We start from the raw sequence: 20,541 nt of genomic DNA on the forward strand, positions 1-20,541 counted from the left end.
TTATTTTGTTATGGTCGATAGTTGATATAAGATTAGCGTCAAGCGGTCGACGAGGATGAGGTGTCGATATTTTAACAAATGTTAATAATCAATGTTTTGTTGGCTTTTATGGTGGTGTGCTATAGAAACTGTCTTGTTTAGTTATTTGCATTTGTCTATATTTCTGTCGCGTTATCTTCCTTTCTATATATCAGTATTATAACTGGTTCCTGGTGAGTATAGCGTTTGTCTAACTACAAAGGAGTGTAGAGATGAATAAGATTACTGCAGAAGAGTATAAGCAAGTGGAAGATGGAAATCGCAAAGGTTTACACGGCATCGACGGTGATGACAGCTCTTGTATAGATATTGTCGGTTTCTTGAATCTATATGGTGAATTAGGGGTCGAGGCTCGGGAGTCGTTGGCCCATATCAAGCACAAACCGGTGGAGCTGCGGCGCAATCAAAAGGTGTTTTCGCTCTGCGAAGGGCGCGCTGACATCTTTGTCGTGAAAGAGGGATGGTTGAGCCTGTCTCACGCCACCAGTACCCGCGGTCAAGACATCTGCAATGTCTTCATGCCCGGTGATATTATCGGCATGCGAGAGAGCTTTTTCGAAAGTCACGATATCGTGATCGTTTCATTGACGCACTGCAAACTCGAAAAAGTATCGGTGGATGATTTGCACGACCTGTTTAAACACCATGAGGAAATACGAAAAGCGATTACGTCGTATGTCATGGTGAACGATAATATTACTATCGAGCGGTTAAGAAGTTGTACGCATCATCGGTCGGAAGAGCGCGTGGCACACTTTCTTCTTGAAGTGTATGCGCGCTTTGACTTTAAAGGTCTGCTAACCAGTAATGTGTTTTCGTTCCCGGTCACGCAAGATGTCGTAGGAGAGTTATTAGGAATGACGAGTGTGCATGTCAGCCGTTGTATGACTGCGTTAGAGCAGAAAAAGCTGATACGCAAAACACGCAATAGTGTGAAGTTGTTAAAGCCTGAAGAGATGGTGCGCAATACCGGATTTGATCGGGATTTTATTTACGGGCATTTGTGCCTTGGTTAGCACACCGTAGAGTTAAAATAACCAGAGTGGCGCTTGAAAAGGCTATTCTGGTTTTTTTAGGTCGACTGTTTGATGGCGGCTGCCACGATAGGTGTGTTTAGTAAGTGTTAAAGTTATAAGAAATAGCGATAATTTATAAGCGTATTTTGCAGCAGCGACTGGGCGCATTGTAAGATGCCCACGAATAAATGTCATAACCCACGTTATGAAAGGAGACATCCTAGGTTGCAAGCGCAGAGGGGTTGGCTACCCTATCTACTGCGCTGTGTTTCTAAATGAGACACGTTTTAACTGAAGTTTAATCATACAAGGAGTGGATTAGATGACAGTCAGCAATACACCGCTAAAGAACGTAACCGCCCACAAACAGTACAGCGAGATGGCCGATGTGCCCACGGCGGGCAATGCCAAGGTGGCGGATGCCTATCCCACGCGCCTTGCCCAAGCGCCTGAATCACTCACCCAGCCCCGCCAGGATGGTGTCGTAAAAGGGCGTACGTTGCCGGGGCCATTGAGTCAAGCCCAGCTCGACGAGTTCGAACGCAACGGGTATCTGTTCATCCCCAATCTGATCGAGGGCGAGGAGCTGGAAGCGCTGCGCCAGGAGATGAACGCGCTGTTGAGTAACGACGCTTACCGGGACAAGGCGTTCAGCATCACCGAGCCCGAAAGCCATGAAATTCGCTCGCTGTTTGCCGTGCATCAGCTCTCTGAACGGTTGGGGGCATTGGCCAGCGACGAACGCGTGGCCGGCGCGGCCCGGCAGATCATCGGCGACGATCCCTACGTGCATCAGTCGCGTATCAACTACAAGCCGGGCTTTGCCGGTAAAGGCTTCAACTGGCACTCGGACTTCGAGACGTGGCACGCCGAAGACGGCATGCCGAACATGCACGCCGTCAGCGCTTCGCTGATCTTGACCGACAATCACGAGTTCAATGGCCCGCTAATGCTAATCCCTGGCTCGCATATGGAATTCGTGCCCTGCCTGGGAGAAACCCCGGAGGATAACCATAAGCACTCGTTGAAAGCCCAGGAGGTGGGCGTTCCTAGCCCGGAAGCGTTGACCCATCTGGTCGACAAGTACGGGATCGAGGCCCCGAAGGGCAAGGCGGGCGGGCTGCTACTGTTCGACTGCAACACGCTGCATGCCTCCAACGCGAACCTGTCGCCAGACCCGCGCAGCAACGTGTTCTTTGTGTTCAACCGGCCCGATAACCGCTGCGTCGCGCCGTTTGCCGCGCCGAAACAGCGTCCCTCGTTCTTGGCGCATGGCCCCGAGGAGCCCGGGTACCCCGAGGCTTAAGCGTCTCAAACGTCGACGCCGAGTGGAAATGCGCGGATGACACTGTGGAACATGGGCATGGCTGGGGTAGACTAATGCGCCTGTCGTTGCGAATGCGGCACGCATAATGAGAAGGAGAAGACCCGCCATGCGTTTTGTTCCACAGTTTACCGATGGTCAGGAGTTTCCCCACGCGCTGGGCAAGGTCGTCTGTGTCGGCCGCAACTATGCCGACCACGCCAAAGAGTTGGATAACCCGGTTCCCAGCGAGCCGCTGCTGTTCATCAAACCCGGCACTAGCGTCGTGGATTTAACCAAGCCGCTCGACCCGCCGTTTTCGCGGGGAGATGTGCATTACGAGGTCGAGCTGGCGCTGCTGGTGGGGGAGCGTCTGACCCACGCCACGCAGGATGAAGCCGAGCGTGCCATTGCCGGTATTGGCTTGGCAATGGATCTCACCCTGCGCGATGTGCAAACCAAGCTAAAAGAGAAAGGCCACCCTTGGGAAATTGCCAAGGCCTTTGATGGCGCTTGCCCGCTGTCGCCTTTTTTGCCGCTGAGCCGCGTGCCTAACTGGAACGCGCTGGCTTTCACCTTGGAAATCGACGGGGAAGAGCGTCAGCACGGCGAAGGGGCGGACATGATTTTTGCCATTCCCACGCTGGTGGCGGAGATGAGTCGTCACTTCACCCTGGAGCCGGGCGACGTGATTTTGACCGGAACGCCAGCCGGCGTTGGCGAGCTGCCCCGTGGGGCCTCGCTGCGTTTGACACTCACTGGCGGCCTGGAGATCGTCACCAGCGTCGTCGAGTAAGGCAGCTGAGCTGCTCGCTAGTGACGCAAAAGCCACCGAGATACTCGGTGGCTTTGTTTATCGCCGGACGTGCCGGTGGGGTTACTCCAGGTAGGTGTAGCCCTCGAGCCCCTCGGTCAGACTGGCGGCAAAGTGCGCCTGCTCTTCAGGGGAGAAGCCGCTGGTGACCAACTGCTCGGTGAGTTTCTGTTTCAACACGCGGGCGTCGAAGTTCACGTACGCCAGCACGTTGGCTACCGTGTCCCCCGCCTGCGGGTTAGAGAGCACCCACTCGCCGTCCGCGCCGAGCGCCGCATCGACGGAATCGGTGTCGCCGAACAAGTTGTGCAGGTCACCCAGGATCTCTTGGTACGCCCCCACCAGGAAGAAGCCCAGCCAGCGCTCGTCCTCGTTGGCCCACTCGGGCAGCGGTAGGGTGCTTTCCACCCCTTGGCCATCCACGTAGCTATCGATCCGGCCATCGGAGTCGCAGGTGATGTCTTGGATCACTGCGCGACGGGTCGGCGCTTTGTCCAGCCCGGTGAGCGGGAGCACCGGGAAAATCTGTTCGATGCCCCACACGTCCGGCACCGACTGGAACAGCGAGAAGTTGACGAAAAGCTTATCCGCCAGCTTTTCGGCCAACTCGTCCATGATTTCCCGGTGGGCGCGGTTGCGGGTATCCAACTGACCACGCAGGCGCGTGCAGGCGGCCATGTAGAGCCGCTCGCCCTCGGCGCGGGCATTGATGTCGCTCAGCCCCAGGACGAAACGGTCGTGTAGCTCGCTGACCGCTTGCAACAGGTCGTGCCACGCCTCGACCAGCACTCGGGGTTCTTGGGTATCGGCCAACTGCTCGAACACCCGCCATAGCTCTTCAACCTGCGGGTCCTCTTCCTGGGTGGCGCGCTCAGGCGGCGTGTCGTTGACGCGCTCTTCACCAATGACATTGGTGATCAGCACCGCATGGTGAGCGGTCAGCGAGCGGCCGGATTCGCTGATCAGGTGAGGCTGGGGCAGATCGGCTTCTTGGCAGAGCTGGGAGAAGGCGCTGACGACGTTGCGGGCGTACTCCTGCATGGAGTAGTTGGCCGAACAGTAGCTGCGCGAGCGAGTGCCTTCGTAGTCGATGCCCAAGCCGCCACCTACGTCGACGGTGTCGATGGGCGCGCCCAGGCTCATCAGGTTTTGATAGAAGCGCGCGCACTCCCGCAGGCCGCGCTGAATGTCGCGGATGTTGGCGATTTGCGACCCCAGGTGGAAGTGCACGAGCTGCAGGCTGGCCAGGGCATCTTCGGCGCGCAGGGTGTCGACCACTTCCAAAATCTGGCTAGCGGTGAGACCGAATTTCGATTTCTCACCGCCGGTGTTCTGCCACTTCCCTTTACCCACCGAGGCCAGCCGTGCCCGCAGGCCAATGCGCGGCGTCACGTCCAGCTCGCGAGCCTCTTCGAGAATCAGCGCCAGCTCGGAGAGTTTCTCCACCACCAGATACACTTTGTGGCCGAGCTTCTCGCCCAGTAGTGCTAGGCGCACGTACTCGCGATCTTTATAGCCATTGCACACGATCAGTGACGAGCCGCCATCCGACAGCGCCAGCACCGCCAGCAGCTCCGGCTTGCTACCGGCTTCCAGGCCGACGCGGCCGTTACCGCGCTCGGAGGTCGCCAGAATCTCTTCCACGACGCGGCGCTGCTGGTTCACTTTGATGGGGTAAACGGCGGTATAGCCGCCCTGATAGTCCACGTCCTGCATGGCGGCATCGAAAGCACCGCAGAGCTGCTCGACGCGGTCGTGGAGAATATCGCTAAAGCGCACCAGTACCGGCAAGCGCAACCCGGCAGTTTGCAGCTGGCGAACCAGCGTGCTGATAGGCAGCGCCGGGCCTTCTGCATCGCTGCCTAGCGGACGCACCAGGGCTTGGCCGTGGTCGTCGACGTCAAAGTAGCCGCTGCCCCACTGGTCCATGTTCCAAGTGCGGCGGGCACGTACGGCGGGGCTGCTGGTCGTTGCCATGTCACTCATGAAGATGCCTCTGGAATGGGAAGTGCGCCCCACGCGATGCGTGCCTTGAGAATCACGCGGAAGCGTTCGGGGTCATGGGGGGTCAAGTCGTGAGCCGGCGGGTCGACATACACCACCAAAAGCCGCGACAGCCAGTAACGCAGTGCCGTCATCCGCAGCATGGTCGGCCACAGGGTGCGCTCGGTCTCGGTGAGCGGACGACGCGCCTGGTAGGCGCTCAAGATCGCATGGTAGCGCTCGGCATTCAGCGAGCCATCCTCGTTGGAGGCCCAGTCGTTGATCACAATGGCGAGATCGAACAGCAGGTCGCCGGTGCAGCCGTTGTAAAAATCGATGATGCCGCCGAGGCTGTCGCCTTCGTACAGCGTGTTGTCACGGAACAGGTCGCCGTGCAGTGCCCCCTGGGGCAGCGCGCCATGCTGGTTGAAGGCGCTTTCGTAGTCGTCCACTTCGTTTTTCATCAGCGTTTGATCATCCGGGCTGATGTAAGTGAGCACTTTGTGGTGGACCGCCCGCAGCCAGTGCAGGTCGCGGGGATTGGGGCGGTGTCCAGGGAAGCGTTGCGACACCTTATGCAGCCGCCCCAGCGTCGTGCCCAGCGCTTGGCACTGAGCTAGATTGGGCGCGCTGGGGTGTTTGCCCGGTAGGCGCGGGAACAGCAGGGCGGGCTTGCCCGCCAAACTGTGCAGGGCAACGCCTTCACGGTCGTGAATGGTGCCCGGCACCGGCAGGCGGTGCTCGTCTAGGTAGTCGAGCAGTTCCACGAAAAACGGCAGCTCTTCGTGCTCGCCCTGTTCGAACAGGGTCAGCACCAGCTCGCGGCGGTCGGTGGTCACGAAAAACGTCGAATTCTCCGTACCGCCTGCCACACCCTGAAGCGCGACAAAGCTGCCAACATCAAATTTTTCCAAAAACGCGGCGACCTGTGCGTCGCTAAGCGGGGTGAATACTGCCATGAGGATCTCGCCCAGGTTGCTAAGCCCATTATTGTAGCGGCTTGCCGCGCGAGTTGGCAGCGTTGTGTGGCGATGCGCCTCGTGTTTTACGGCTCTTTTCTGCAGCCCCGGCGCTGAACGCGTATCATAGAGAACAGACATCCTTACCGTTTTGCTGACTATGGAATTTGGTTATGGCCCGTGCCCCAATCGTGCTCGTCGATGGCTCTTCGTACCTCTACCGCGCGTTTCATGCGCTGCCGCCGCTAACGACCTCTAACGGTCAGCCGACCGGGGCCGTGAAGGGCGTGCTGAACATGCTCAAACGGCTGATAAAAGACTACCCCGATAGCCCCATGGCGGTGGTGTTCGACGCGCCGGGTAAAACCTTCCGCGATGAGCTGTACAGCGACTACAAGGCCCATCGTCCGCCCATGCCAGACGACCTGCGTAGCCAAATCAAACCGCTGCACGCCTGTGTCAAAGCCCTCGGCCTGCCGCTGCTATGCATCGAAGGGGTCGAAGCGGATGACGTGATTGGCACGTTGGCGCACCACGCCACTCAGGCTGGCCGCGACGCGGTGATCTCCACCGGCGATAAAGACATGGCCCAACTGGTGAACGGCCACATCACGCTGGTCAACACCATGAAAGAGGAAACCCTCGATGAAGCGGGCGTGGAGGAGAAGTTTGGCCTGCCCCCCGCACTGATCATCGACTTTCTCGCGCTGATGGGCGACAAGGTGGATAACATCCCCGGCGTGCCGGGGGTGGGCGAAAAAACCGCCATCGGTCTGCTGCAAGGTATGGGCGGCGGTTTGGACACGATTTATGGCGATTTAGAACGCGTGACCACCCTTGGTTTTCGTGGCGCGAAAACGCTACCCAAAAAACTGGAAGAGCACCGGGAGCAGGCGTTTCTCTCTTATCAGCTGGCCACCATCAAAACCGACTGCGACCTGCCGGTGGGATTGGATGATTTGGACATTGCCCACCCAGACCGCGAAGCGCTGGTCGAGCTGTACAAAGAGATGGAGTTCAAGCAGTGGCTCGCCGAGCTGCTGGAAGGTAACGACGAAGGCGTGGACGATGTAGCAGGCGGCGAGCCCGTCTCGGAAGCAGCCGACAGCGCGACGGAGACGGCGCCGACCGAGCGCCATGATCATGTGATTACCGAGCAGGCCGAGCTGGAGGCGTGGTTCGAACGGCTCAACGAGGCCGAACGCTTCTGCTTCGATCTGGAAACCACCAGCCTGAACTATATGGATGCCGATATCGTCGGCGTTGGGATTGCCCTAGAGGCAGGCGAGGCCGCCTATATTCCGTTGGCTCATGATTATCTGGACGCCCCGACCCAGCTGGACCGCCATACGGTTCTTCAGGCGTTGAAGCCGCTACTGGAAGACCCCACCAAGACCAAGATTGGCCAGAACCTAAAGTACGATATCTCCGTGCTCGCCAACGTGGACATTCATGTCGTGGGGCCGCTTGCGGACACCATGCTGGCCTCCTACGTGCTCAACTCCACCGCCACGCGTCACGACATGGATTCGCTGGCGTTGAAGTACCTGGGCGAGAAAACCATTTCCTTCGAAGAGATCGCAGGCAAAGGAACCAAGCAGCTCACCTTCAACCAGATCGCCCTGGAGCAGGCGGCGCCTTACGCCTGTGAGGACGTGGACATCACCCTGCGCTTGCAAGATACCCTGCGCCCGCAGGTCGAACGGGAAGGGCGGTTGGCCGAGGTGCTCGACCGCCTCGAGCTGCCGCTGATCAACGTGCTGTCACGCATCGAGCGCAACGGCGTCGCCCTCGATGCCGAGCGCCTGCACGAACAGAGTCAGCAGCTCGAACAGCGTATCCGTGAGTTAGAGAGCAACGCTTTCGAACTGGCGGGCCGCGAGTTCAACCTGGGCTCGCCCAAGCAGTTAGGGCAAATTCTGTTCGACGAGCAGAAAATCCCGGTCATCAAGAAAACCCCGAAAGGCGCGCCGTCAACAGCGGAAGCGGTACTCGAAGAGCTGGCGCTGGACTACCCGCTGCCTAAAGTCATCATGCAGCACCGTGGGCTAGCCAAGCTGAAATCCACCTACACCGATAAGCTGCCACGCCTGCTTAACAAGACGACTGGGCGGGTTCACACCAGCTACCATCAGGCGGTCACGGCGACCGGTCGGCTGTCGTCGTCGGATCCCAATCTGCAAAACATCCCCATCCGCACCGAGGAGGGGCGCAAGATTCGCCAGGCGTTCGTGGCGCGCCCTGGCTACCGCATCGTCGCGGCGGACTACTCTCAGATCGAGCTGCGCATCATGGCGCATCTATCGGAGGACAAAGGGCTGCTGGAGGCGTTTGCCGAAGGGCGCGATATTCACACCGCGACGGCGGCGGAAGTCTTTGGCACCTCGCTGGACAAGGTCTCTGCCGACCAGCGCCGCAGTGCGAAAGCCATCAACTTTGGCTTGATCTACGGCATGAGCGCCTGGGGGCTTTCCCGCCAGCTGCACATCGACCGCAACCAGGCGCAGACCTACATTGATCGCTACTTCGACCGCTACCCCGGGGTGGCTCGCTACATGGACCGTATTCGTACCCAGGCGGCGGAGGATGGCTTTGTCGAAACCGTGATGGGGCGGCGGCTCTACCTGCCGGAGATCCACTCGCAAAACCGCAACCGCCGACAAGGCGCCGAGCGTACGGCCATCAATGCGCCCATGCAGGGCACGGCGGCGGATATCATCAAGCAGGCCATGATCGATGTAGATGCGTGGCTAGCGGAGGGGAAGTTCGACGCGCTGATGGTCATGCAGGTGCATGATGAATTGGTGTTCGAAGTTGCCGAGGCCCAGGTGGATAGTTTTATCGAGCAGGTGCAGACACGCATGCAGGCGGCGGCATCGCTCAACGTCCCGCTGATCGTAGAAGCGCAAAGCGGCGCGAATTGGGATGAAGCTCACTAACGAACGAGAGAGCACTCGCCCATAACACACAACCCCCACAGCGGTCGCTGCGGGGGTTGTGTTTAGTGCGTTACTTAAGCACCGGCTTCAAAAGCGTGTGCCCAAGCCGCGCTTAACGCCAGCTAACGCGGTCGAAGATACGTACCGCTTCCGGGTTGTTCTCACCCAGAATGCTGATGTTGATGTCGTCTTTGGCGAAATCGCCCCAAGACTCCAGCACCGGGTTTTTCTTCACGCCTTCGACCACCGGGAACTCGTAGTTGCGCTCGGCCAGCACTTCTTGTGCTTGGTCAGAGGCCAGGAACTCCAGGAAGCGAATGCCGTTTTCCGGGTTTTGCGCGTTGGCGACCAGGCCAGCACCGCCGACGTTCACGTGGGTACCGCGGTCATCCTGGTTGGGGAAGATCACGCCCACTTTACGCGCGGCTTCACGCTCGGCGGCATCGTCAGAGTGCAGCAGACGCACGTAGTAGTAGTGGTTACCGACCGCGAGGTTACACTCACCGCTAGCAACGCCCAGAATCTGGTCGGTGTCACCGCCTTCCGGGTCGCGAGCCATGTTGTTCACGACGCCCTGGGCCCACTCTTGCGCGCCCTCTTCACCGTGGTGCTCGATCATCGACGCCAGCAGGGACTGGTTGTAGATGTTGTTGGAAGAGCGGATGCACACTTGGCCTTCGAACTGCGGATCGGCCAGGTCTTCGTAGGTGGCGATCTGACTCGGGTCGAAGTTTTCGCGGTTGTAGTAGATCACGCGGGCGCGCTGGCTAAAGCCAAACCACATGCCTTCCGGGTGACGCATGGACTCCGGCAGGCGCTCGTTGAGCACGTCAGAGTCTACGCTTTGAAAAATGCCGTCTTGCTCCGCGCGCCACAGGTTGCCTGCATCCACGGTCAGCATGACGTCGGCAGGGCTCGCGACGCCTTCACGCTGCATACGCTCCATCAGCTGGTTGGCGTCGCCTTCCAGTACGTTCACTTCAATACCCGTCTCGTCGGTGAACGCTTGGTAGAGAATCTCGTCAGAGTCGTAGTGACGAGCAGAGTAGATGTTGACTTCGTTAGCGAGTGCGCTGGTGGCAAACGCGGAACCGGCCATGATGGCGGCAACGGAAGCCGAAAGACGTGCCTTTTTCATAAAAAATACCCTGAATGTTTATGATAATAAGTTGCATTAGCGCCGTAGCGTATTGAAACGCCTTGGTCGGAACGCGTCAAGTGAAATGATAATGACACGCATCTATTTTTGTAACGCGGCGCATTGCCGGTCAAACGTGCATCTCTTGCCAATAGAAAATAGAATGCAAATACCTTTCAACCGTGTTTGCAACGGCTGCGTCCCTGCGTACTCGTTGTGAACAAACCATGGGTGAACGAATGACGGCAACAGTCTCCCTTTCTGACGTGGCCGCTCCCGCATCGGCGCTGTCGCTGCGCGGTGTGCAACACACATTTGCAGCCAATCACGTCGTCAAAGGCATCGACCTCGACATTGCCCAGGGCGAGGTGGTCTGCCTGCTTGGCCCGTCTGGCTGTGGTAAAACCACGCTACTGCGCATCGCCGCAGGGCTCGAAGTGGTTCAAGAGGGCACCGTCAGCTTAGAAGGGCAGGCCATCGCTGCCCCGGGCAAGCGTCATGTGCCGCCGGAGAAGCGCAATGTCGGGCTGGCGTTTCAAGACTCTGCCCTTTTTCCGCACTTGAGCGTGCTGGAAAACGTCACCTTTGGTTTGAAGCATCTGCCCTCTGGCCAGCGCCGCGCCCGGGCACTGGAGCTATTAGCGCAGCTGGGCATGGCCGATTACGCCGAGACCTATCCTCACATGCTCTCGGGCGGCCAGCAGCAGCGGGTGGCGCTCGCCCGCGCCCTGGCGCCTACCCCCAAACTGATGCTGCTGGATGAGCCCTTCTCTAGCCTGGATGCCCGTCTACGTGACCGGATTCGTGACGATACGCTGCACGTGCTGAAAAAGCTGGGGTCTGCGACGCTGCTGGTCACCCACGACCCGGAAGAGGCGATGTTCATGGCTGACCGCATTGCCTTGATGCGCGATGGCAAGATCGTCCAAACGGGCACGCCGCGGGAGCTTTACTGCGCGCCGGTCGATCCATTCGTCGTGACCTTTTTTGGGGAGGTAAACGAGTTGGACGGCGTGGTTCAGGACGGTGTGGTACACACCCCGGTAGGAGACGTGGATGCGAGCTGGCTGCCCGAAGGCAGCGCCGCGCAGGTGATGATTCGCCCGGAGGCGCTGCGCATCAAAGAGCGCGACCTGCCGGCCGATGCCCACAGCCACAGCCACGTGGTGATGGCGAAACTGCTTGGCCGCACGAGCTTGATACACCTCTGCGCCCACGGCGCGGGTGGCCAGGAGGCACACCTTCACGCCCGTGTGCCGGGTGTCTTCCTCCCCCAGGAGGGTCAGCCGATCGATATCGATCTCGACCACTCCCAAGTGTTCATCTTCCCGCGTTAAGCGCCTGGTTTTGTCAGGCGTCTACTTACTCGGCTTGGCTGCCTGGGCGCGCCCGGCGCATCGCCAAGCTGAGTAGAATCACCGGCAAAATACCCACTACCACGATGGTCAACGAGGCCGTGGAGGCCTCCGCCAGACGTTCATCGGATGCCAGGCTATGGGCGCGCACCGCCAGGGTATCGAAGTTGAACGGGCGAAGGATGATCGTGGCGGGCAGCTCCTTCATCACGTCCACGAAGACCAGAATGCCGGCAGCCAATAGGCTGCTGCGCATCAGCGGCGTATGAATGCGCCGCAGCGTCCCCCCAGCGGTTTGCCCCAGCGTACGTGAGGCGGCATCCATGCTCGGGGTGACCTTCCCCAGGCTTGCCTCGACCGCGTTGAACGACACCGCCAAAAAACGCACCACGTAAGCGTAAATCAGGATGAATGCCGTGCCGCTGAAGACCAGCCCGATGATGGTGTCGTAATGGGTATGCAGCCAGGTATTGAGCGCGTTATCCAGCCAGGCGAATGGAATCAAAATGCCCACGGCCACCACCGACCCCGGAATGGCGTACCCCATCGCCGCGATGCGGGTAAACAGCCGTGCACTGGGGGAGTCGTGTAGCCGCACGCCGTAACTCAGCAGCACCGCTAGCCCCACGGCAATCAGCGCTGCTACCGTCGCGAGGCTCAGGCTGTTCATGGCAAAGCCGATGAAGCGCGTCCCAAACAGGCTGTCGCCGGTGGTGATTGCCATCTCCAACAGAATGCCGCTGGGCAGCAAGAAACCAACGCCGATTGGCAACAGGCAAGCCAGCGTTGCCCCGGCGGCGTGCCAGCCGTGCAACCGATATTCGGGTAACTGCTGATAGCGGTTGGTGGTGTGGAAGTAACGGCGTTTCCCCCGCGACCAGCGCTCCAGCAGCACAAAGGCAATCACGAAGGTAAGTAGGCAGGCGGCCAGCTGGGCCGCGGCAATCGGCTCGCCCAAGCCAAACCACGTGCGGTAAATACCGGTGGTAAATGTGTCCACACCAAAGAACTGGACCGCGCCGAACTCATTGAGGGTTTCCATCAACACCAACGAGACGCCGCCCACCAGCGCCGGGCGCGCTAGCGGCAGCGCCACGCTGCTGAATAGCCGCCAGGGCCCGCGTCCTAGTGTGCGCCCGACATCCAGTACGCACACCGACTGTTCTAAAAACGACGCCCGGGCCAGCAGGTAGACATACGGGTAGAGCACGAAGGTGATCAGCGTAGCGGCACCGCCCAGCGAACGAACGTTGGGGAAGTAGTAATCGCCCACCTGCCAGTCGAACCACTCCCGCAGCAGGCTTTGTAGCGGCCCGGCCACTTGCAGAAAGTCGGTATAGGCGTAGGCGATCACGTACGTCGGCACGGCCAGCGGCAGCAAAAGCGCCCACTCGAACAGACGCTTGCCAGGAAAGCGACACATGACGACCAGCCAGGCGGTGCCGGTGCCGATCACGAGCGTCCCTAGCCCTACCCACAGCGCTAACCAGAAGGTGTTGGAGAGGTAGCGGGGTAGGACCGTGCTGGCCAAGTGCTGCCAAACACCCTCGGTGGGCATCACGATATGCGCCAATACGACCAAGATGGGGAGCGCCACGATCAGCGCGATCAAGAACAGCGCAACGGACCACGGGCTGAGCGACAGCGTAAAGCGTGAAGCGAAACCTGACAGCAGAGCCGAGGGTGAGCGGCGAGCAGGCGTAGACACGTCGTGGACTCCTTGGACGAGAGGCAGCGTGGCTCGTCAATGCGAAAAAATAGCGGCTGCAAATAGTATCACCTGGGCTAGAAGGGTGCAGCCAGCATTCCTACAGGCAAAAAAAATCCCTCCGCGGTGCGGAGGGATGCGTAGCGTCCGAGGATGACGCGATCAGTAACCGACCATCAGGCTTGGCAGCCCGGTGATTAGGCCAGGGAAGATCGACATCAAAATACACGCCAAGATGATGATGATCACGAAGGGCACCACCGCTTTGTAGAGATCGACGATCTCGACGCCAGGCGGCGCGACGCCTTTCAGGTAGAATAGCGCATAGCCGAACGGCGGGGTCAGGAAGGAGGTTTGCAGGACCACGGCCACCATCACCACGAACCACAGCACGTCCACGCCCATCTGAGAGATGATGGGGAGCATGATCGGGAAGCTCAGCAGCACGATACCGGTCCAATCCAGGAACATGCCCAAAATGAAGACCAGGAACAGCATCAGCAGCAGCGCGCCAAAGGTGCCTCCCGGCATGGCCAGCACGAAGTCGCTGATCACCGTCATGCCGCCACCAATCGAGAACACGCCGGTAAACGCCGTGGCGCCTACCAGGACCAGCATCACCATAGTGGTGGTTTTGCCCGCTTCGATCAGCGTGTTGTAGCAGGTCGAGAGCTTGCGGTCACCGAAGATCAGGAACAGCAGGAAAGCGATGAACACACCAATCGCCGAGGCTTCGGTCGCGGTGGCGATCCCGGTGAACAGGGCGCCGAGTACGCCCAGAATCAGCGACATCGGCGGTACGACGTATTTACCCAGCATGATCAGCAGCTCTCTGGTGCTGACCTCGGCGCGCTCCTCTTTCGGCACTTTGGGGCCATAGCTGGGTTTCAGCCAGCAAATCAGCACCACGTAGAGCGCGTACATCACCCCCAAGAGCAGCCCAGGAATCAGCGCCCCGGCAAACAGCGCGCCCACGGACACCGGTGAGTAGCTGGCCATCAAGATCAGCATGATGCTGGGCGGAATCAGAATGCCCAGGCAGCCGCTCGCCATGATCACGCCCGCGCTGAGCTCTTTGTTGTAGCCATACTTGAGCATCGGCACCAGCGCGATCATCCCCATGACCGCAATGGACGCCCCGACGATGCCGGTAGTGGCCGCCAATAGTACCGACACCACCACCACGGTCAGCGCAAGGCCGCCGCGCACGTTGGCCAGCAGCAGGCGCATGGCGTCGAACATCTTCTCCGTCACGCCGGAGTCGTTGAGAAAGCGTGCCATCAGAATGAACAGCGGAATGGCGACCAGCACATAGTTGTCCATGGCGTTGCCATAGACGTTGTTGATGATGATGCCGAGAGTGTTGATACCGGGGCCTAGATACGCGCCGATGACCGCCATACCGCCTAGCACAAAGGCGAGCGGATGGCCCATAAACAGCCCCACCAGCAGTCCGCCAAACATCACTAGCGTTAGTAGTTCTGCACTCATGCGGACTTCTCCTCACGCAGTTGCATGATGGCGCGTAGGACGATGGCAACCGCCTGCAGCAAAATCAGCGCGGCGGCCACGACGATCACCCCTTTCACCGGGTAAACGGGAATCGAGACCATGCCGTAAGTCGTTTCACCACGGCTGAAAGAGCGCTCGAAGAAGCGCCAGCCGTAAGTCAGCAGCAGCCAAATGAACGGTACGAAAAAGACCAGGTAGCCAATGAGATCCAATACGGCCTGTTTCTTGCGGGATAGCAGCCGTTTCACCACGTCGACTTCCACGTGGGCATGATGGCGCAGCCCGTAGGCGGCCATGAGCATGAAGTGGGCGCCAAACAGCATTTTCGTCACATCGAACGCCCAGTCGCTGGGGCGGCCAAAGAAAAAGCGCGACACGATGTCGTAAAGCACGATAAGGGTAATGATGGCAATTAACGGCGCAATGATGCGGCCAAACAGCTCGTTAATCGCATCGATCGCCTTGGCAATCGCATTCATGGAAGATCTCCGCAACTGAGCTAAGGCCGCCCCGACAAGGGGAGGGGCGGCCGTGTTACGCTTTTATAGTGAGTGCCTTACAGGCAGGCTTCGATCTCTTCCAGTGAGGGCAGGTTGTCCATGGTACGGCTCATGTTGAACGGGGCCGTCACATCACGCCATGCGGCGTACTCTTGCAGGTAGGTGATCATGGAGTGGTAGACCTTGGCGTGGTCTGGGTTTTCACAGGCACCGCGTACGATGACCTCGTTGGTGATCTCTTGGATACGCGCCAGGTCCTCTTCCGAGAACTGATTGATGGTCACGCCCGCGTCGATGAACTTCTGGGTCGCTTCGGTGGACTCGCGCTCAGACCAGGAGAGTGACCACGCCATGGTGGCTTCGGCAGCGATACGCAGTTTGGCCTGGGTCTCTTCGGAGAGTGCGTCCCACGCGTCTTTGTTGATCATGACGCCGAACACGCTCGCCGACTGGTGCCAGCCGGGGGTGGCCCAGTAGTCGGCGACTTCGGCAAAGCCTGCATTGAAGTCAACGCCAGGGGTGGAGAACTCACCTGCGTCGATCACCCCACGCTCGATGGCTTGGTACACTTCGCCACCGGCCAGCGTGACCTGGGAGCCGCCCAGCTCTTCGAGCACGCGGCCCTGGTCACGGCCGGAGAGACGCAGACGCTTGCCTTCCAGGTCGGCGATGCTCTCGATGGGCGTGCGGCCCATGAAACCCGATTCGTTGTTGGTGATGCCGTAGGGCAGGTACACCATGTTGTACTGGCCGTAGATTTCCTGGTAGAGCTCGAAGCCGCCCCACTGTTGGATCCAGTTCAGATAATCGACACCGTTGAACAAACTGGTAGTGGTGGCTAGCGGCGAAAACGCTGGATTCAGGCCCGCCCAGTAGCCGGGCCAGTCGCCTGCGGCTTGAATGGCACCGGTTTCGGTCGCATCGAAGACCTCGGTACCAGGCATCAAGGTGCCGCCTGCGCGGAAATTGATTTGGACTTCATCGCCCGCCAGTTGATTGACCAGCTCGGCCCAATGCTGATCGATCTTGATCAGGTCGAGGTTCTCCGGCCACGTGGTGGTCATGGTCCACTGCTCCTGCGCTTGAGCGGTAGACGTGAGGGCGGCGAAGGCGACGCCAGCGGCAAGGCTGGTGAGTGCGAATTTTGTGGTCTTTTTCATTGTATGTTTCCTGGTACTTTGGCGGTTAGCGTTATTAGTGTTGGAGACCTGAAAGCAGGAAAGTACAGCGAGCAGGCTGACGTTTACGTAAAGTAAAACAACGCTGCGCTGCATCGCTAAGCTAGCACACTCCACCCGCTGCAACGCAATATCAGTAAATCAAGGAAGTTAACGCGGCGGCCATCGCAGAGAAAATGTGAAAAAAGCCGTTAAAACATTGCTTTAAAAGGTACTTCTACGCTCTTTACTCTGTCTTGAAGGGTGAGAAAACGTTGAAAAGCCCGGGTTTGTTCAACCAAAGTTGTAAGAGAATTCTTGCCTAAGGAGCCGCTATGGGCGGGTCACGCCACGCCGACCCCACCTCACCCCGCAAACACGTCGACAGGGAGGCTGCCACGCTCGTTTGTCATGCCCGCCGTTTAAAGCAGCGGGGCTGGCGCGGGCTGGTGTGGTTAAGCGGTGCACCAGCGCAGGCCCGTCAGCAGGCACTGGCGCTGTGGCAGGCCGCCGACTGGCAGGCACCCCTTTGGGTGGGCGATGCCCAACAGTCCGCCGTCGCTGCCAGTTTACCTAGCCGTAAAGCGCGTACCCGGCTGGGTGCCGAGCACCAGCTAGTGATCCTCGATGCCAGTGGCCACGAAGGGCTAGACCCCGATGCGCTGGGTGCGCTGGCGGGGACGGTGAGCGCGGGCGGCTTACTGGTACTCGTCACGCCATCGTCATGGGGCTGCCAGCCCGATCCCAACTACGCTCGCTTTGCCGATTACCCCTGGCCTTGGGAGCACCTCAGTGCCCACTACCTCACGCGTATGGCCCGCTTGCTGGGGGCGTCGACCGAGGTAGTGCGCTGGCCGGTGGGAGGAGCGCTGCGATTGCCGACCTTGGCCAAACGGCCGAGCGCCCCTGAGTCCTGTGAAGACACCGACTGTCTTACTGCGGACCAAGCCTTGGCGGTGAGCGCGCTGGTCAAGCTCAAGCGCCGTCGACCGCTGGTGGTGACCGCCGACCGGGGGCGGGGCAAGAGCGCTGCCCTGGGCATTGCCTGCGCACGGCTACTGCAACAAAGCGACGGTGGCGAGTGGCTGCTCACCGCGCCTCGGCTGAGCGCCGTGGAGAGCGTCTTTAGCCGTGTGGCGGCGCTGTGCCCGGCGCTACAGCGTCACGGCCCTGCCGAGGTGTCGCTTGCCAACGGCAGTCGGCTGCGCTTTTTGCCGCCGGATGTACTGACAGAACAGATCGAGCAGGGCGCGCTAGGGGGCAGCGGCAGTACGCTGCTGGTGGATGAAGCTGCCGCCATTCCAGCGTCGTTGCTGGCCCGCTGGCTGGCGGCTTTTCCGCGCATTGCCTTTGCCACCACGGTGCATGGCTATGAAGGCTCTGGGCGCGGTTTTGCCCTGCGTTTTCGCGACGTGCTGGATCGCCAAGCGCCCCAGTGGCGAGAGCTAACGCTGCAAACGCCAATACGCTGGTCCGTCGGGGACCCGCTGGAGTCGCTCATCCAACGGTTGCTCTTGTTGAATGCGCCGCTACCTAACGCACTCCCCTCACAAGACGAGTTGCCACATAGCATCGTGCTCAGCCAAGCGCAGCTCGCCGCGCAGGACGCACGATTAGAAAAGCTGTTTGGCCTGCTGGTGCAGTCCCACTACCGCACCACGCCGAGCGATTTACGCCAGCTACTGGATGGCCCCGGCACGGGAGTACGCATGATACTCCGCCGTGACGGGGAAGACCCGCAAGCCGTCCTGGTCACCCGCGAAGAGGGGGGATTCGGGGCCGAGCTTGCCGACCAAGTGGCCAGGGGCGAGCGCAGGCCCCAGGGGCATTTGCTGGCGCAGTCGCTCGCAGCCCATGGCGGCAGTCGCGAGGCATTGACCGCCCGATGGCGAAGGGTGGCGCGTATTGCCACGCACCCCCAGCGTCGCCGAGAAGGACTAGGAAGGCAGCTCTTGGAAGAGGATATCGATAGCGCTACCCAGCAAGGGGTGTCCCTGTATGGCGCCACCTTCGGGGCGGAAGCGTCGCTGCTGCGCTTCTGGCGGGCGCTAGGGTTCGTGCCGGTGCGCTTAGGCATGACCCGCGAAGTGGCGACCGGCGAATACGCCGTGATGGTCGCCAGGGCGCTCAACCCGGAGGGGCGCGCGGTGCTGGACACCTTGAGGAGCGGCTTTGCCGCTTCGCTGCCTAGCCTGCTGGCCTTCGAGCTGGCCGCATTGCCTGCGTCGGTCGTGGCGCTGCTGCTCGCTGCACTGCCCGCCCAGCCGCTTGGCACAGCCGAGCGTCAAGCCATTCATGACGTGGCTTATGCCCGTCGCGACCCCGCTCTGGCCCGACCCGCGCTACAGGCGCTGGCGAGAGAAGCCAGCCGTCAGCCGCTGGGCGAGGCGCAGCAGGCACACCAGCAGCTCGCCGCTTGGGCCTACCAAAATCAACCACTGGCCAAGGCGCAGAACGACGCCGTGCAGCGCTTGCGCGATGCAGCTCGACAGGTGATCGCCGCGTGCGCGCTTTTCCCCAGTGAGCCAGAGCGGTAAAGTAAGCCGGTTATCGATAATGAAGAGTTTCCATGAACGCACATCTAGCAGCGCTCGAGCCACGCCTTGTATGGCAGCACTTTCGTACTCTGTGTAACACGCCGCGCCCCTCCGGTCATGAGGCCGCGTTGGTCGCTACCTTGGAAGCCTGGGCGGAGGCGCAAGGGCTTGCCCACGACCAGGATGCCTTCGGCAACCTGCGTATCCGCAAGCCTGCCACCCCTGGCTGTGAAGGCGCGCCGGGAATCGTGCTGCAGGGCCATCTGGATATGGTGGCCCAGGCCAATGCGGGGCATGAGCACGACTTTACCCGCGACCCCATTCGCACCGTGGTTAAAGAGGGCTGGCTGCACGCCGAAGGCACGACGCTAGGAGCGGATAACGGGATGGGCGTAGCGGCCATTTTGGCCGTGCTGGAAGACCCCGACCTGACCCACGGCCCGCTGGAAGCCTTGTTCACTCTGGAAGAAGAGACCTCCATGGGCGGTGCGCTGAATCTTGCCGAGAACTGGTTGGAAGGCTCGCTGCTGCTCAATTTGGACAGTGAAGACCGTGGTGAGGTGTATATCGGCTGTGCGGGCGGCGCGGATGTGGTGGTCGATGCGCAGCTGCCCAGCGCCGCGCTGCGAGACGATGAGCAGCTGCTTTCCCTCTCGCTCACCGGCCTGAAAGGCGGCCACTCGGGCATGGATATCCATCAGCCGTTGGGGAACGCTAACCGCCTGCTGATCCGCGTGCTGTGGGCGCTGGAGGCGTACGATGCCCGCCTGGTGAGCTACCAGGGCGGCACGCTGCGTAACGCTATTCCCCGCGAAGCCTTTGCCCAGGTGGCACTGCCCGCCGACGATATGGACGCCGCTCTGGCAACTGTCAAGAAGTTGGCCGCTACTCTCAAAGCCGAGCTGGGCAGTGGCGACAGCGGCCTGGTATTGATCGCCGAGCGCGCTGAAAAGACCGACGCCGAGCCGCTGACCCGAGACGCCAGCGCCATGCTGCTGGCGGCGCTGCATGCCGCCCCCTGCGGCGTCGAGCGCATGAGCGCAGACGTGCCCGGCGTGGTGGAGACCTCTAATAACCTAGGCGTGCTCAGCGTTGAGCAAGGGCGCTTCCACCTCTGCGCTTTGGTACGTTCACTGCACGACAGCGCTGCCGAGGCAATGGCCGGGCGTTTTCAGGCGCTGTTTGGGCTAATGGGTGCACGGGTGAAAGTCGAGAACGGCTACCCCGGCTGGGCACCTAACCCGGATAGCCCGCTGCTGGCCACTTTCAAGGCGCGCCATGCGGCGCTGATGGGCCACGCACCCGAGGTGAAAGTGATTCACGCAGGCCTTGAGTGCGGCATTTTAGGCAGCAAATACCCCCACCTGGATATGATTTCCTTTGGCCCGCTGATTCGCGGCGCGCATTCACCGGATGAGCGAGTGGAAATCGCGTCCGTGGCGGAGTTTTGGGCCATGCTGCGCGATCTGGTGGAAACGCTGGCGAAGTAGCGCCGCGCTCAATCCGCAAAAACGCAATAAAAACGGCACCGCAAAGGTGCCGTTTTATAGGTATCTACAGTCCCAGACTTCATCGAGGCTG

At 60.2% G+C, this 20,541-nt stretch carries 14 protein-coding genes; 7 read left to right on the top strand and 7 right to left on the bottom strand.

What is annotated here, in order from left to right:
- Positions 1 to 251: 251 nt before the first annotated feature.
- The 3 genes from NH398_RS06850 to NH398_RS06860 all read left to right on the top strand — a co-directional run bounded on the left by NH398_RS06850 (position 252) and on the right by NH398_RS06860 (position 3,154).
- Positions 252 to 1,055 carry a Crp/Fnr family transcriptional regulator gene (locus NH398_RS06850; protein ID WP_253017426.1) on the top strand — a complete coding sequence of 268 codons (804 nt, stop codon included), beginning with the start codon at positions 252 to 254 and terminating at the stop codon, positions 1,053 to 1,055.
- Positions 1,056 to 1,377: 322 nt separating this feature from the next.
- Positions 1,378 to 2,361, top strand: coding sequence for an ectoine hydroxylase (gene thpD, locus NH398_RS06855; RefSeq protein ID WP_253017428.1), 984 nt, complete (start codon positions 1,378 to 1,380; stop codon positions 2,359 to 2,361).
- Between the two features lie 127 nt (positions 2,362 to 2,488).
- On the top strand, positions 2,489 to 3,154 hold the full coding sequence (locus NH398_RS06860) for a fumarylacetoacetate hydrolase family protein (protein WP_253017430.1): 666 nt from the start codon (positions 2,489 to 2,491) through the stop codon (positions 3,152 to 3,154).
- 81 nt (positions 3,155 to 3,235) lie between these two features.
- Here NH398_RS06860 and speA read toward each other — a convergent pair whose 3' ends face one another.
- Together speA and NH398_RS06870 are read right to left on the bottom strand one after the other, a co-directional pair.
- Complete coding sequence (gene speA, locus NH398_RS06865) at positions 3,236 to 5,158, bottom strand: biosynthetic arginine decarboxylase (protein ID WP_253017432.1); 1,923 nt, start codon at positions 5,156 to 5,158, stop codon at positions 3,236 to 3,238.
- Positions 5,155 to 6,114, bottom strand: coding sequence for a homoserine kinase (locus NH398_RS06870; protein WP_159343208.1), 960 nt, complete (start codon positions 6,112 to 6,114; stop codon positions 5,155 to 5,157). The genes speA and NH398_RS06870 overlap by 4 nt, the downstream gene beginning before the upstream one ends.
- A gap of 173 nt (positions 6,115 to 6,287) precedes the next feature.
- Here NH398_RS06870 and polA point away from each other — a divergent pair, with 173 nt between their 5' ends.
- A complete protein-coding gene (gene polA, locus NH398_RS06875; protein ID WP_253017434.1) occupies positions 6,288 to 9,053 on the top strand; it encodes a DNA polymerase I in 2,766 nt (921 codons plus the stop codon).
- 112 nt (positions 9,054 to 9,165) lie between these two features.
- On the opposite strand, the gene NH398_RS06880 is transcribed toward polA, so the two are convergent.
- Entirely contained in the window at positions 9,166 to 10,191 is a 1,026-nt protein-coding gene (locus NH398_RS06880) for a Fe(3+) ABC transporter substrate-binding protein (RefSeq protein ID WP_253017436.1), read from the bottom strand.
- 239 nt (positions 10,192 to 10,430) lie between these two features.
- Here NH398_RS06880 and NH398_RS06885 point away from each other — a divergent pair, with 239 nt between their 5' ends.
- Positions 10,431 to 11,528: an ABC transporter ATP-binding protein gene (locus NH398_RS06885; protein ID WP_253017438.1), complete on the top strand. Its 1,098-nt coding sequence runs from the start codon at positions 10,431 to 10,433 to the stop codon at positions 11,526 to 11,528.
- Positions 11,529 to 11,553: 25 nt separating this feature from the next.
- Here NH398_RS06885 and NH398_RS06890 read toward each other — a convergent pair whose 3' ends face one another.
- From NH398_RS06890 to dctP, 4 genes are all read right to left on the bottom strand, one after another.
- Positions 11,554 to 13,254: an iron ABC transporter permease gene (locus tag NH398_RS06890; protein WP_253017440.1), complete on the bottom strand. Its 1,701-nt coding sequence runs from the start codon at positions 13,252 to 13,254 to the stop codon at positions 11,554 to 11,556.
- A 162-nt stretch (positions 13,255 to 13,416) separates the two neighbouring features.
- Positions 13,417 to 14,745, bottom strand: coding sequence for a TRAP transporter large permease subunit (locus NH398_RS06895; protein WP_159343203.1), 1,329 nt, complete (start codon positions 14,743 to 14,745; stop codon positions 13,417 to 13,419).
- On the bottom strand, positions 14,742 to 15,245 hold the full coding sequence (locus NH398_RS06900) for a TRAP transporter small permease subunit (RefSeq protein ID WP_253017442.1): 504 nt from the start codon (positions 15,243 to 15,245) through the stop codon (positions 14,742 to 14,744). Before NH398_RS06900 ends, NH398_RS06895 begins: the two co-directional genes overlap by 4 nt.
- Positions 15,246 to 15,322: 77 nt before the next feature.
- A complete protein-coding gene (gene dctP / locus NH398_RS06905) occupies positions 15,323 to 16,426 on the bottom strand; it encodes a TRAP transporter substrate-binding protein DctP (protein WP_139526297.1) in 1,104 nt (367 codons plus the stop codon).
- 332 nt (positions 16,427 to 16,758) lie between these two features.
- Between dctP and NH398_RS06910 the strand changes: the two genes are divergently transcribed.
- Positions 16,759 to 18,960: a GNAT family N-acetyltransferase gene (locus NH398_RS06910; protein WP_253017444.1), complete on the top strand. Its 2,202-nt coding sequence runs from the start codon at positions 16,759 to 16,761 to the stop codon at positions 18,958 to 18,960.
- 32 nt (positions 18,961 to 18,992) lie between these two features.
- Entirely contained in the window at positions 18,993 to 20,450 is a 1,458-nt protein-coding gene (locus NH398_RS06915) for an aminoacyl-histidine dipeptidase (RefSeq protein WP_253017446.1), read from the top strand.
- The last annotated feature ends 91 nt before the right edge of the window (positions 20,451 to 20,541 follow it).

Source organism: Halomonas sp. CnH100-B, from assembly GCF_024124605.1.
GTDB lineage: Bacteria > Pseudomonadota > Gammaproteobacteria > Pseudomonadales > Halomonadaceae > Vreelandella.